This window comes from Streptomyces sp. NPDC052301 (assembly GCF_044593395.1).
Lineage (GTDB): Bacteria > Actinomycetota > Actinomycetes > Streptomycetales > Streptomycetaceae > Streptomyces.
This window is the reverse complement of sequence record NZ_JBIUBE010000002.1, coordinates 661,631-675,240: the sequence shown is the minus strand read 5'-3', so window position 1 is coordinate 675,240 and position 13,610 is coordinate 661,631. Positions and strand designations below refer to the sequence as shown.

12 protein-coding genes are annotated in these 13,610 nt (G+C 71.4%); 7 read left to right on the top strand and 5 right to left on the bottom strand.

Translation table 11 applies throughout. The annotated features are described in order from the left end of the window. Positions 1-8 precede the first annotated feature (8 nt). From ACIHEJ_RS06745 to ACIHEJ_RS06730, 4 genes are all read left to right on the top strand, one after another. A complete protein-coding gene (locus ACIHEJ_RS06745) occupies positions 9-683 on the top strand; it encodes an urease accessory protein UreF (RefSeq protein WP_400132884.1) in 675 nt (224 codons plus the stop codon). A gap of 83 nt (positions 684-766) precedes the next feature. Further along, positions 767-1,444 (top strand): urease accessory protein UreG, encoded by a 678-nt coding sequence (ureG, locus tag ACIHEJ_RS06740; RefSeq protein WP_400132569.1) that lies wholly within the window; start codon positions 767-769, stop codon positions 1,442-1,444. Beyond that, on the top strand, positions 1,441-2,199 hold the full coding sequence (locus ACIHEJ_RS06735) for an urease accessory protein UreD (protein WP_400132882.1): 759 nt from the start codon (positions 1,441-1,443) through the stop codon (positions 2,197-2,199). Before ureG ends, ACIHEJ_RS06735 begins: the two co-directional genes overlap by 4 nt. Before the next feature lie 152 nt (positions 2,200-2,351). Next, positions 2,352-3,950 carry an alpha/beta hydrolase gene (locus ACIHEJ_RS06730; protein ID WP_400132567.1) on the top strand — a complete coding sequence of 533 codons (1,599 nt, stop codon included), beginning with the start codon at positions 2,352-2,354 and terminating at the stop codon, positions 3,948-3,950. Between the two features lie 51 nt (positions 3,951-4,001). Here the strand turns inward: ACIHEJ_RS06730 and ACIHEJ_RS06725 are convergent, their stop codons facing one another. Then, entirely contained in the window at positions 4,002-5,024 is a 1,023-nt protein-coding gene (locus ACIHEJ_RS06725; protein WP_400132565.1) for an NAD-dependent epimerase/dehydratase family protein, read from the bottom strand. A gap of 59 nt (positions 5,025-5,083) precedes the next feature. Next, positions 5,084-5,803 (bottom strand): lysophospholipid acyltransferase family protein, encoded by a 720-nt coding sequence (locus ACIHEJ_RS06720; protein WP_400132563.1) that lies wholly within the window; start codon positions 5,801-5,803, stop codon positions 5,084-5,086. A 213-nt stretch (positions 5,804-6,016) separates the two neighbouring features. Between ACIHEJ_RS06720 and ACIHEJ_RS06715 the strand changes: the two genes are divergently transcribed. Then, entirely contained in the window at positions 6,017-7,519 is a 1,503-nt protein-coding gene (locus ACIHEJ_RS06715) for an MFS transporter (RefSeq protein ID WP_400132561.1), read from the top strand. 35 nt (positions 7,520-7,554) lie between these two features. Here the strand turns inward: ACIHEJ_RS06715 and ACIHEJ_RS06710 are convergent, their stop codons facing one another. Next, positions 7,555-7,812 carry a hypothetical protein gene (locus tag ACIHEJ_RS06710; RefSeq protein ID WP_400132560.1) on the bottom strand — a complete coding sequence of 86 codons (258 nt, stop codon included), beginning with the start codon at positions 7,810-7,812 and terminating at the stop codon, positions 7,555-7,557. Between the two features lie 181 nt (positions 7,813-7,993). On the opposite strand from ACIHEJ_RS06710, the gene ACIHEJ_RS06705 reads away from it, so the two are divergent. Beyond that, the gene (locus ACIHEJ_RS06705) at positions 7,994-9,094 is read left to right on the top strand and encodes a nitrous oxide reductase family maturation protein NosD (RefSeq protein WP_400132558.1); all 1,101 of its coding nucleotides are present in this window, start codon (positions 7,994-7,996) and stop codon (positions 9,092-9,094) included. 75 nt (positions 9,095-9,169) lie between these two features. Here ACIHEJ_RS06705 and ACIHEJ_RS06700 read toward each other — a convergent pair whose 3' ends face one another. Further along, positions 9,170-10,198: an amidohydrolase family protein gene (locus tag ACIHEJ_RS06700; RefSeq protein WP_400132556.1), complete on the bottom strand. Its 1,029-nt coding sequence runs from the start codon at positions 10,196-10,198 to the stop codon at positions 9,170-9,172. A 48-nt stretch (positions 10,199-10,246) separates the two neighbouring features. After that, positions 10,247-11,872, bottom strand: coding sequence for an FAD-dependent oxidoreductase (locus tag ACIHEJ_RS06695; protein WP_400132880.1), 1,626 nt, complete (start codon positions 11,870-11,872; stop codon positions 10,247-10,249). Positions 11,873-12,164: 292 nt separating this feature from the next. Here ACIHEJ_RS06695 and ACIHEJ_RS06690 point away from each other — a divergent pair, with 292 nt between their 5' ends. Beyond that, on the top strand, positions 12,165-13,469 hold the full coding sequence (locus ACIHEJ_RS06690) for a cytochrome P450 (RefSeq protein WP_400132555.1): 1,305 nt from the start codon (positions 12,165-12,167) through the stop codon (positions 13,467-13,469). Positions 13,470-13,610 lie beyond the last annotated feature (141 nt).

The following is a 13,610-nucleotide window of genomic DNA, read 5'->3' as shown; positions in this document are numbered from 1 at the left end:
GCGGCGTGATGTCACGAGCGGCACTTCTCGTCCTGGCCGACGGCCGCTTCCCGGCCGGAGGGCACGCGCACTCCGGCGGGGCGGAGGCCGCCGTCACGGCGGGCCGGATCACCTCCGCCGCGAGCCTGGAGGACTTCTGCCGGGGCCGGCTGCACACCGCCGGACTGGTCGCGGGCGCGCTCGCGGCAGCCGCCGTACTCGGCGTGGACCCCGCGGAGCTGGACGCGGCGGCGGACGCCCGCACCCCCTCCGTGGCCCTGCGGACGTCCGCGCGCCGGCTCGGGCGGCAGATGCTGCGCGCCGCGCGCGCGACCTGGCCGTCGGCCGAACTCGAGGCCCTGGCGCGGGCGTTCCCCAAGGGGGCGCACCAGCCGGTGGTGCTCGGGATCGCGGCGCGGGCGGCCGGTCTCGCGCCCGAGGACGCGGCGCACTGCGCGGCGTACGAGAGCGTGAGCGGGCCTGCGACGGCGACGGTACGCCTGCTGAGCCTCGACCCGTTCGACGCGACCGGCGTACTGGCCCGGCTGGCGCCGGAGCTGGACCGGGTCGCGGACGCGGCGGTGGAGGCGGCGCGGAGGGCGCTCGACGACGGTGTCGACGCGCTGCCGGTGTCGTCCGGGCCCTTGCTGGAGATCGGCGCGGAGTGGCACGCGGCCTGGCCCGTGCGGCTGTTCGCGTCATAGACACCGTCCCCCATGTCCTGACCGGCCCCGCCCTCGAGCCCGTACGGGCCGAGCGGGCCGGGCCGGCCACCTAGGAGCCGTACATGCACCTCGACCACCCCCACCACGGTCCCGCCGCCCTCAGCGCGGACGCCCACCGGCCGGACGGCAGCCGCCGTGCCCTGCGCATCGGGCTCGGCGGGCCCGTCGGATCCGGCAAGACCGCCACCGTCGCCGCGCTCTGCCGGGCCCTGCGCGAGGAGCTGTCCCTGGCGGTCGTCACCAACGACATCTACACCCGCGAGGACGCCGAGTTCCTGCTCCGGGAGGCCGTGCTGCCGCCCGAGCGGATCACGGCCGTCGAGACGGGCGCCTGCCCGCACACCGCGATCCGCGACGACATCTCCGCCAACCTCGAAGCCGTCGAGGACCTGGAGGACGCGGTCGGGCCACTGGACCTGATCCTCGTCGAGTCCGGCGGCGACAACCTCACCGCCACCTTCTCCAAGGGGCTCGTGGACGCGCAGATCTTCGTCATCGACGTGGCCGGCGGTGACGACATCCCACGCAAGGGCGGCCCCGGCGTCACCACCGCCGACCTGCTCGTCGTCAACAAGACCGACCTCGCCCCGTACGTCGGCTCCGACCTCGCCCGGATGGCCGCCGACGCCAAGGCCCGGCGGGCCGAACTCCCGGTGGTGCTCCAGTCGTTGCGCAGCGAGACCGGTGTCGCCGATGTGGCCGCCTGGGTGCGCGGGCGGCTCGCCGCGTGGACGGCGTGACGGCCACCGGGGTCCGGGCGGACGCGCGGATCGTCGCCCGCACCGACGGCCGGGGCGGTACGGCGCTGCCCGTGCTGGACGGCGAGGGCCCGCTGGCCCTGCGCCGCACCCGGTCGGCCGGTGCCGAGGCGAAGGTCATGGTGGTCGGCGCGATGAGCGGCCCGCTCGGCGGCGACCGCTTCACCCTCACCGCCCGCGTGGAGGAGGGCGCCCGGCTGCACGTCGGGTCGGCCGCCGCCACCCTCGCGCTGCCCGGCCAGGCCAAGGGCGAGGCCCGCTACGACGTACGGCTCGACGTGGCCGACGGCGCCGAACTGCGCTGGCTGCCCGAACAGTTGATCTCGGCCAGGGGCAGCGACCTGTACGTCACCACGCGGGCCGAACTCGGCGCCGGGGCCCGGCTCGTGCTGCGCGAGGAGCAGGTGCTCGGGCGGGCCGGGGAGGAACCCGGGCGGCTGACGAGCCGGTTGACCGTCCGGGTCGCGGGCCGGACCGTGCTGGACCAGGAGCTGGCCTGCGGGCCCGGCGCGCCGGGTGGCTGGGACGGCCCCGCAGTGCTGTCCGGGCATCGGGCGGTGGGACAACTCGTGGTCGTACGCCCCGAGTTCGCGATGCATCCGGTCGAGCCCGAGGTGGTGGGCGAGAGCGCCAGCCTGACACCGCTGGCCGGGCCGGCAATCCTGGTCAGCGCCGTGGCACCGGACGCACTGCGCCTGCGCCGAGTCCTGGACCAGGTCTCGGCCCGGTGGAGCTGAAGCGCGGAGCAACGCCTCGCGGCACGAACATGATCGTCCGGTTATCGGATTGGTAAAGATGGGCGGCGCCCCCTGTTCCCAGGCGACTCACAGCCGAGAGGATCCCCGGACTGACCACTCGCAGCGATCCTGATGTAGGGGGAGGGGCCCACGTGAGGGAGAACAGACCGAAGAGCCGCCTTGTGGCGCTCGGTTCGGCCGGAGCGCTCGTCACCGCCACGCTGATCGCCGGCGCCGTCTCGGCGCCCGCGGCCAGTGCCGCCGGCCGGCCGAGCCAGGACCGGGAGGCCAAGGGCGCCGAGATTGCCGCCGCCCGCGCCGCCGAGGCCGGCATCGACTGGCAGGACTGCCCGGCCGACTGGGGGCTGGCCAAGCCCATCCAGTGCGGCTGGGTCACCGTGCCGGTCGACTACGCCCACCCGTACGGCAAGCAGATCAAGCTCGCCGTCGACCGTATCGGCAACACCGGCACCAAGAGCGAGCGCCAGGGCTCGCTCGTCTACAACCCGGGCGGCCCCGGCGGTTCGGGGCTGCGCTTCCCCGCCCGGGTCACCAGCAAGAACCCCGTCTGGGCGAACGTCGCCAAGGCCTACGACTTCATCGGCTTCGACCCGCGCGGCGTCGGCCACTCGGCGCCCATCTCCTGCGAGGACCCGCAGGAGTTCGTGAAGGCGCCGAAGATGGACCCGGTGCCGGACACCGAGGCCGACAAGACCGCGCAGCGCAAGCTGGCCCGCCAGTACGCGGACGGCTGCCTGGACCGCACCGGCCGGACGATGCTCCAGCAGATGACCACGCCGAACACCGCACGCGACCTGGACGTCATCCGCGCCGCGCTCGGCGAGAAGAAGCTGAACTACCTGGGCGTCTCCTACGGCACCTACCTCGGCGCCGTCTACGGCACCCTCTTCCCGGGCCACCTGCGCCGCATGATCGTGGACAGCGTGGTCAACCCCGCCCGCGACAACATCTGGTACCAGGCCAACCTGGGCCAGGACATCGCGTTCGAGGGCCGCTGGAAGGACTGGGAGGACTGGGTCGCCGCCAACGACGCCTCCTTCCACCTCGGTACCACCCGCGCGGCCGTCCAGGCCAAGTGGCTGGAGCTGCGCGCCAAGGCCAAGAAGAGCCCCCTCGGTGGGGTCGTCGGCCCGGCCGAGCTGATCTCCTTCTTCCAGAGCGCGCCGTACTACGACTCCTCGTGGGTGCCGGTCGCCACGGTGTTCAGCAAGTACGTCGCGGGTGACACCCAGGCGCTGGTCGACGCCGCCGCCCCGGACCTGTCGGACACCGCGGGCAACATCTCCTCGGAGAACGGCAACGCCGTCTACACGGCCGTCGAGTGCACCGACGCCAAGTGGCCCACCAGCTGGCACAAGTGGGACCGGGACAACACCCGGCTCAACAAGGACTACCCGTTCATGACCTGGGCCAACGCCTGGATGAACCTGCCCTGCGCCACCTGGCCGGTCAAGCAGCAGAACCCGGTCGACGTCACGACCCACAAGGGCCTGCCCCAGGTGCTGATCGTGCAGTCCACCCGGGACGCCGCCACCCCGTACGAGGGCGCCGTCGAGCTGCACAAGCGCTTCCACGGCTCCCGTCTGATCACCGAGAAGGACGCGGGCTCGCACGGTGTGACCGGCCTGGTCAACCCGTGCATCAACCAGCGCGTCGACGCCTACCTGATCGACGGGAAGCTGGACGGTTCGGACGTGACCTGCACCCCGCACGCCACGCCCAAGCCGTAACCGTCCCGGTGCGGTGACGAGGGGCGGCCGGAGCCTTCGGCCGCCCCTCGTTCATGCCGTGCGCCAGGCGTCCTCCGCCGGGTAGTCGAAGAGATCGGGATACACCTGGGCGAGGAGCGGGAAGCGCTCCCGCCACTCCCGCCCGCCGAGCACACCGGTCAGCCACTCGACCGTCGCCGGCAGGCTCTCGGCGTAGGACACCACCGGGTGGTAGCCCAACTCCCGCTCGGCGGCGGCCATGTCGAAGACGACAGGCAGCGGCACCGACCACGGAGTCCGGCCGACGGAGCCGGCGGGCGGACCGTCGAGGAGGGTCGTCCGCGTGCTCACCCCCATGACCGCGTCGACCGCCGCGCCGATCTCCGCGACCGTCGGCGCCTCGCCGTCACAGGCGTTCAGCACCCGGGATCCGGGCCGGGCCGCAGCCAGCCGCACCAGCTCGGCGATGTTCCGGGCGCTCGACGGATGGAACCGGCTCTCGCCCCGGTACGCCAGCACCCGCTCGCGCCGCCCGTCGAGATTCCGCTTCACGAAGTACAGCTCGCGGGGCAGCGGGCTGTACGGCCCGTGCACCGCGCCCGCCCGTAGCACGGTCACCGGCAACTTCGCGCCCGCCGCGAGCAGTTCGCGCTCCAGGGCGACCTTGCGGGTGCCGTACGACGTCTCGCCCGCAGCGGTCGTCCGCTGCGTCTCGGGGACCGGCACCGGATAGACCGGGAAACCGTCCGGCTCGCCCTGGGTGTCGAACCCGCGTCCCCGGTCGTCCTCGTACACGGCCACACTGGAGACGACGACCGCCGAGCCGACCCGCGCCGCGAGGTCCGTCAACTGCCGTGCGTGGACGGCGTCGTAGGCCACCATGTCGACCAGCAGGTCGCAGCCGTCGCCGACCACCGCGGCCAGTGCCGCGTCGTCGGAGCGGTCCAGCCGGACCGCTCGTACCCCGTCGTCCCACGCTCGGTCCCGGCCGCCGCGCCGCGAGGCGGCCGTCACCTGCCAGCCGTCCCGCACCAGCGCGTCCACCGTGGGACGCCCGATCTGCCCCGTCGCCCCGATCACCACAGCCGTTCTCATACGGGAAGGCTAGGCGCGCGGGCGCCGCCCGCGACGCTTCTTCTGCCCACGGCAGAGCGTCAACCCAGCGGTGCCCTCGGGAACTTGCGCTCCTTCGTCTCGGCCGCCCGATCCGCCTTGGCCACGGCCGCGTACTGGTCGACGTACTCCTGCTCGGACAAGGTCAGGATGGCGTACATGATCTCGTCGGTGACGGCCCGCAGGACCGCCTTCTCGTGCTCCATGCCGGCGTAGCGGGAGAAGTCGAGGGGCTTGCCGAACCGGATGGTGACGGGGTGGATCCTGGGTACCACCTTGCCGGGCGGCTGGGCCTCGAAGGTGCCGATCATGGCGCAGGGCACGACCGGGACACCGGCCGTCAGCGCCATCACCGCGACACCCACCTTGCCCTTGTAGAGCCTGCCGTCGTGCGACCGCGTCCCTTCCGGGTAGATGCCGAGCAGCTCGTCCTTGTGCAGCACTCCGAGGCCCTCCCGGATCGCGGCCTGCCCGGCCTCCTTGCCCGAGCGGTCCACCGGGATCTGCCCGGCGCTGCGGAAGAAGAACGCCGTGAGCCGGCCCTTCAGCCCGGGCCCGGTGAAGTACTCGGCCTTGGCGAGGAAGGTGATACGGCGCTTCAGTATCGCCGGCATCAGGAAGTGGTCCGAGAAGGAGAGGTGGTTGCCGGCGACGATGGCCGGCCCCTCCGCCGGCACGTTCTCCAGACCCTCGATCCGGGGCCGGAACACCAGCCGGAGCAGGGGACCCAGCAGCACGTACTTGAGCAGGTAGTAGAACACGGCTCGCTCCTCACTTCACCGGCCACCCGCCGGGCCGGTGTTCCCCGGGTCAGCGCAGGGATCACGGGCAGGGGCTCATGTGCGCCTGTGGTCATCTCTAGCCACGTTCAGCCGGTCTCATGCTGTCACTGCGTGAGCCTGCCGTTGCGGCGTCGTCGCCCCGGCTTCCCTTCCCCGCTGGTGCGACCGGCCATGCATGCATAGCGTGATCGCATGACCACAGAAACGCCCCCGCCCGCTCTCGACGACCGGCGGTGGAAGGCGCTCGGGGTCTGCCTGACCGCGGGCTTCATCTCGCTGCTCGACGTCTCGATCGTGAACGTGGCGCTGCCTTCCATGGAGCGTGGGCTCGGTGCCTCCGAAGCCACCCAGTCCTGGGTGGTGTCCGGGTACGCCCTCGCCTTCGGACTCGCGCTGGCGCCCGCGGGACGACTGGGTGACCTGCGTGGGCGCCGCCAGGCGCTGTTGTTCGGCCTCGGCGTGTTCACGGCCGCGTCGGTGGGGTGCGGTCTCGCTGCCGGCCCCACCTGGCTGGTGGTGTTCCGGCTGGTCCAGGGTGCGGCCGCCGGTGTGGTCGCACCGCAGACCTCCGGGCTGATCCAGCAGATGTTCCAGGGCGCCGAGCGGGCCCGGGCCTTCGGTTTCCACGGCAGCGTCGTCGCCGTGTCCACCGCGGTGGGCCCGCTCGCGGGCGGGCTGCTGATCCAGGCGTTCGGCACGGACGACGGCTGGCGCTGGGTGTTCTTCGTCAATGTGCCCATCGGGGTGGCCGCCCTCGTCGCGGGCCACCGTCTGGTGCCCCGCCTCCCGGTGCCGAGCGACAGACGGGAGAAGTTCGATCCGGTCGGCGTACTGCTCCTCGGCGCGGGCGTGCTCGCGTTGCTGCTTCCCCTGGTCCAGGAACAGCAGTGGCAGGGGCGGGCGAAGTGGGTGCTGCTCCCGGTGGGCGCACTGCTGCTGGGGGCCTTCTGGATGTGGGAGAGGCACCGAGGCCGCCTGGGGGAGGCGCCGCTGGTCGACCTCGAGCTCTTCTCCCTGCGCTCCTTCACGCTCGGCGCCCTGATCAGCCTCACGTTCTTCGGCGGGCTCACCACCATCTTCTTCGTCCTGTCACTGTTCCTGCAGAACTCCGCGGGATACAGCCCCCTTGCCGCCGGTGTGACGATCCTGCCGTTCGCGGCCGCCTCGGCGGCCGGTGCGGCCGTAGGGGGCCGGCTGGTGACGCGTCACGGCCGCAGCCTGGTCGTCATCGGCCTGAGCGGGGTGGTCCTCGGGCTGCTCGGCGTCGTGTCGGCCGTTCAACTGGTGCCCGGTGGGGGCGTGGGCTGGGCCATGGCGCTGCCGCTGGTCGTCGCCGGGCTCGGGGCCGGTCTCACGGTCTCACCGAATACGACCCTCACTCTCACGCTCGTGCCGGTAGGACGGGCCGGTGCGGCCGGCGGGGTGATGCAGACCGGCCAGCGCATCGGTTCGGCCGTGGGTGTCGCCGTGGTCGGCGCCGTGTATTTCGCGCACCTCGCCCAGCACGGCCGCGCCACGACGGCCCTCCAGGTCGGGCTGCTCACCGCCGTGGCCATCATCCTCGTCGCCCTCGTGCTGGCCGTGGCCGATCTGCGCGAACGCCGGGCGCGTCCGGGCCGTGACCTTCTCTCGGCGACGCTGCGCCGGGGCGTGGGGGAGAGCGGGGCCGACGAGAAGGCGGGCCGCGGGGCCTGAGGCCGGACCGTCGGAACAGAGAGGCTCGCCGCGCGTCAGCCCTTCGAGGCGCTGGGCCGACGCGCTGCGAGAAGAGCCATGGAAATCTTCACCGCGGTCGAAATGGTCAAAGCCTGCAGGAACGGCATTCCCATGAGCCACAGTGCCACCATCATGGCCGTGAGGACCAGGAAAACCGGGAGCAGATTGGTCTGCTCGGCCGCACAGCGCAGAACACCCGTGAGCGTTCGAGGCTGAGCCGGCGTATCGACCGCGTCAACGCGGATCTCTTCTTCTTCGTCGACGTGCGGCATTCCCATTCCTTCCCACGGGCTCGTTCCCGCCAGCGAGCCTAGGGACGGCCCGAGCGGCCTGCCACCGCTGCTGCTCCGACGTCATCCGTACGCGGCTGGTGATGTGAACCTTTACGCCCGTTGGGAGGCATGCGGGCGAGTGTCGCGCGGACGTCCGCCGATTCGGTCCTACGTTCCGGACATGAAACGCAACCACGTTCGGTACGCCGCGTTCGTCGCCGTACTTCTCGGTGCGGCCCCGGGTGCCTTCCCGGCCTCGGCGATCTCCTTCCCGGCCGCGGCGGCCCCGCGGACCCTGACCGTGCACCCGGGTCAGTCGATCCAGAAGGCGGTGGATGCCGCCCGTGCCGGTGACACGGTCCTGGTGCAGGCGGGCACCTACCACGAGAGTGTCACGGTCAAGACCTCCGGACTGACCCTCCGCGGCGTCGGTCCGCGCACGGTGATCGTGCCTCCCCGGAAGAAGGCCGTCCCCGGGCCCAGGGCAGCGATCGGCTGTGTGGAGGGAGGCAAGGGCATCTGCGTGGTCGGGCTCAGGAACAAGCCCGTCGCGCGCGTGACCGTCTCCGACCTGAAGCTGACGGGCTTCTCCAGTGTCGGTCTGTGGTCCCTGGCCACCGACCGCCTGACGGTGCAGCGGGTGAGGGCCGAGAAGAACGGCAAGTGGGGCATCTCGCAGGAACACTCCACGCGCGGTGTGTTCAGGAACAACATCGCCCTCGGCAACGGTGACGCCGGCCTGTACCTCGCCAACACGACGATGTCGGAGAAGGGCGCCACGGACAGCCGGGGCCTGGTCGTGGAGGGGAACGCCCTGGAGGGCAACCGGAACGGCCTGTCGGTCGTGCGCCTGCGCAACCTCACGGTCCGGCGGAACTACCTGACCGGGAACTGCGCCGGGATGCTCGTCATCGGTGACGAGAACAAGCCCCGCGCCGGCGCGCTCACCGTCAGCGAGAACCACGTGCTGCGCAACAACAAGTACTGCGCCAAGACGGCCCGGCTGCCGTTCGTGCAGGGCTCCGGGATCGTCCTGTCCGGTGCGGAGAGCGTGCTGCTGACGCACAACGTGGTCTCGGGCAACAGCGGCCGGTCGCCGCTGTCGGGCGGGGTCGTGCTGTTCAAGGGCATGGTCGGCGTGGCCAACGACAAGAACCGCGTCGACGAGAACTGGATCACCGGCAACGCCCCGGCCGACCTGGTCAACCAGAACGCCTCGAAGGGCAGCAACCTCTTCCGCGGCAACCTCTGCCGGGTCTCGGTCCCGGCAGGACTGTGCTGAGCTGAGCCGGACGGTGTCCCTTCGCAGCGCCGCTCCCTCGCGAGCGCTGCGGAGGGACACTGCCGTTGCACGCGGTCAGGCGGGAGCGAGGGCGGGCAGCAGACGCAGGGCGTTCGCGCGGTTGATGTGGCCGCGTTCCCGCTCGCCGAGGGCGGGATCCCCGTCCAGAGCGGGAACGGTCACCTCGGTGACCACGCGCGTGGGGGTGGGCGGCCAGTCGCTTCCGTAGAGGATCCGGGAGGCACCCGCGGTGGCCAGCAGAGTGGGGGTGGCCGACGGGGACATGGGCGCGGCCGTGTCGTAGTAGAAGCGGTGCAGGTAGTCGCGGACGCGGCCGGGGTCGACGGCGGGGACGAGCTGGCGGCCGAAGACCTCGATACGGCTCGCGATGTAGGGGAGGTACCCGCCGCCGTGGGGGAGGATGAAAGTGAGCCGCGGGAAGCGGTCCAGGGTGCCGTTCATGATCAGGCTCAGGGCCGCGCGCGTGGTGTCCATCAGGAAGTCGCACACGAACGGCGGTACGCCCTGGGGGGCGCCGGAGGTGTTCACCTGCATGGGGTGCGTGCTGATCACCGCGGCGCGTTCGTCCAGTTCCGCCATGATCGGATCGAGTGCGGGATCGCCCAGGTACATGTCCCCCATGCTGGTGCGCGCGCTGACGCCTACGGCCCCGAGCCGGTCCATTCCGTGGGAGACGGACCAGCGGGAGAGTTCGGCGTCGTCGAGGAAGAGAGGCGTGAAGAAGGCGAAGCGGCCGGCGTGCCTGGTGGTCAGGGCGCCGGCGGCGTCCAGGGCGACCCGCGTGCTCTCCTTGCGTGCCGCCGCCTCCTTGAAGCGTCCCAGCATGGCGACGGTGAGGACGCTGGTGCGCGTGCCGGTCCGGTCCATCAGGTCCAGGGCGGCGGTTTCGTCCCAACGGGTCCACGGCGGCAGGCTGTCACGGTTCGCGATCCCGTTCTTCTCGGCCCACCGCACCCATTCGGGCGCGGTGTAGTGGTGGTGGACGTCTATTCGTTCGTGCTGGGCGTCGTCGCCGCTCAGGGCGGTGCGATGGCCTATGTCGCCCGGAGCTTGCAGGTCGGTCGTCTCTGCGGCGTGCGGCATGGAAGGGCTCCCTAGGGTGGAAGGGTCCGGGGGCGTGGGCGAGCGGGATCAGCGGCTGAGGAGGCCTTCGAGGACGTGCGTCAGCTCGGCCTCGGGGTTCGCGGGGAGGTCTGCGGAGCGCCAGGCGACGATTCCGTCGGGGCGCACGAGCACCGCGCCCCGAGGGGTGACGCCGTGGACGGCGGCCCAGTCCCCGCCACCGCCGTCGGTGCCGTGGGCGGCCGTGGTGTCGAGGTCGAAGTCCGGGCCGGCGCCGATGCGGTAGGACACCAGGGGGACGCCGAGCTTGGCCGCCGCGGCGTGGGCGGCCGACGGCCACGGCCCGTCCGGGAGGCCGGAGAGCAGGACGAAACACCGCTCGTACAGATCGATGGTCGACTTGCTCTCCCCGTGGTGCACGACCGTCATGTGCGGGGCCCGGGTACCGGGGTCCGCCTGCAGGCGGAGCGTCTCCGGGATGACGGGCGCTTCGGTGTCCGCGCCGGACACGGCGGTGGAGACGTAGCGGTAGCCGAGGGACACGGTCATCAGGTCCGCGCTCTGGCCCGGGCCCTGCGCGGCGGCGTAGCCGGGGTGCTCCTCGCGTGCCGCCTGCTCGATGGCCCGGGCGATCGTGGCCAGGGCGACCGGGCGCCGCTCGTTCTCGTAGGTGTCGAGCAGGCCCTCTCCCGCCCAGCCGTGCAGTACCGCGGTGATCTTCCAGGCCAGGTTGTGGGCGTCCTGGATGCCTGTGTTGGATCCGAACGCGCCGGTGGGGGGCATCTCGTGGGCCGAGTCACCGATGAGGAAGACGCGCCCCTGCCGGTAGCGGTCGGCGACCCGGTCCGCGGCGTGCCATGGCGCACGCCCGGTGACCTCGACGTCCAGGTCCCGTACGCCGGCGGCGGCCCTGATGTGGTCCGCGATGCGCGTGTCGGTGAAGTGGTCGAGCGTCTGGCCGCGCTCGGGGAACCACGGGATGTGGAAGACCCACTTCTCCTCGTTGTCGACCGGCAGCAGGACCCCGTCGCCCTCGGTCCCGTTCAGGTAGCAGACGAGGAAGCGCTGATCGCCCACCACCTCGCGGAGCAGCTTGCTGCGGAAGGTGACGCTGACGTTGTGGAACAGGTCGCCCCCTCCGCTCTGTCCGATGCCCAGGCGCTCACGCACGGGGCTGCGCGGCCCGTCGGCCGCCAGGAGGTAGGCCGTGCGCATGGTGTACGTGCGGCCGCTCTCCCGTTCGCGCAGTTCGCACGTCACGCCGTCCGGGCCCTCGGTGAAGGAGACCAGCTCCGTACCGAAGCGCACGTCCCCGCCCAGTTCGCGGGCGTGGGCGAGCAGGACCGGCTCGAGGTCGTTCTGGCTGCACGCGCACCGCAGGGTGGAGCACACGTCCTTCTCGGGGGCCCCGCCGGTGAGCCGGGCCGAGAGCCATCTGCTCTCACCGCCCGACAGCCTGTCCGTCTGCATGATGCCGTGATTGCCGGACAGGTTGGCCGCGGCCTTCCTGATGTCTGGTTCCAGGCCTGCGGTGCGGAACAACTCCATGGTCCGCATGTTGTTCCCCCGGCCCCGGGGGTGTTCGGAAGTGGCGGCCCGGCGTTCGACGACCGTATGGCTGACGCCCAGTCTTCCCAGAAACACCGACGCGGACAGTCCGACGAGCGAACCGCCCACGACCAATACCGGAACCATTTCTTCGTCGCGCCTGTCCACGGCCCGTCCTCCTCCAGTGACCCAGCGGTAGTTCGGGCAGCAATTCGAACTCTCGGCGGCCCTGGGTTCGAAACTGTCATACGCCGACCGGGTCGGCAATCGAGCATTCCCCCGGACGGCGCACTCGTCATTTACGCGTCCGCACCGTGCCGAAGAGGGCGGTCGGCGACAGGGTGAATCGCGTTTTCCCGTCAGGAGCGGCGTCAATGCATTTCTGCGTTCCGGCGTTCAGCCGCCTCGTACGACTGCGGGAAGAGAAGAAGGGCCGTCGATGACTCAGATGCAGGAGCAGGAGACCGCGGACGAGACAGCCCGGGCAGTGGACGCGGCATCCCGCGGTTGTCCCGAGTACCGGTCCGACCCGCACCCCCTCTATCAGCATCTGCGTGAGAACGCGCCCGTGTGCCGTCTCACCCCGCCGCACGGCGTGGACTCGTACCTCGTCACGCGGTTCGAGGACGCGAAGGCAGCCCTGGCCGACCCGCGGATCAGCAAGGACATGTACGCGGCCATCGACGCCTACCGCTCCATCTTCGGCGACTCCTCCATCGCCCTGGACGACAACATGCTGTTCGCCGACCCGCCGAAGCACACGCGGCTGCGCCGGATCGTCAACCGTGCGTTCGTCCCGCGCCGTATCGAGGCCCTGCGCCCGCGGATCCAGGAGATCACCGACGCGCTGCTCGACCAGTGCTCCACCCTGCAGCCCGTCGACCTCCTGTCGGCCTTCGCCTTCCCGCTGCCCCTCCAGGTCATCTGCGAGCTGATCGGCGTCCCCGAGGACGAGCGGCAGGAGGTCCAGCAGTGGTGCAGCGTCGTCGCGCGGACCGGATTCAGCAAGAAGGACAAGGACCGGCTGGCCGAGGCGGAGACCGCGCTCCGGGAGTACTTCGAGGTCCTGATCGCCCGTAAGCGGAAGGCCCCCGAGGACGACCTGCTGAGCGTCCTCATCCAGACGCGGGACGAGCAGGAGTCGCTGACGGACGGCGAGTTGCTGTCCACGCTGTGGGTGCTGCTGTTCGCCGGCCACAAGACGACCGCCTACCTCATCGGCAACGCCGTCTACACACTGCTCACGCATCCCGAGCAGCTCAAGCAGGTGATCGACTCGCCCGAACTCCTCCCGAACGCCGTCGAGGAGATCATCCGCTTCGAGGGCTCGGTCGAGAACGCGACCTTCCGGCACGCGCTCGAGGACATCACCATCGCGGGGACGCTCATTCCCAAGGGCTCGCTGGTGCAGATCGCGGTCACCTCGGCCAACCGTGACGCCGCCGCGTTCGAGAACCCCGACACCTTCGACATCGCCCGGCCGGGCGTGCAGAGCAACCATCTGGGATTCGGTACGGGCCCGCACTACTGCCTCGGCGCGCCGCTGGCGAGGATGGAGATGCAGATCGCCCTGACCTCGCTCTTCCGCCGCTTCCCCAAGCTCTCCCTGGCCGTGCCGGCCGACGAGGCCAAGTGGCTGACCGTGCCCTTCCCCGCGTTCCGCGGACTGACCGAGCTGCCCGTCGCGCTGGACCCCTCCAGGGTGCTCGACGACTGGGCGTCCGGGACGCTCGACATGGCGTGAGGCGCAGTACGCCGCGGCGGCCCGGGTCACGACCCGGGCCGCCGCGTTGTGTCCGCTCGACCGGCGGAGCGGTCACGGGAACGGCCAGCACCCTGGAATACCCCCCAGGGGTATTCTGTTGACGTGGGAAACCGGATCGCG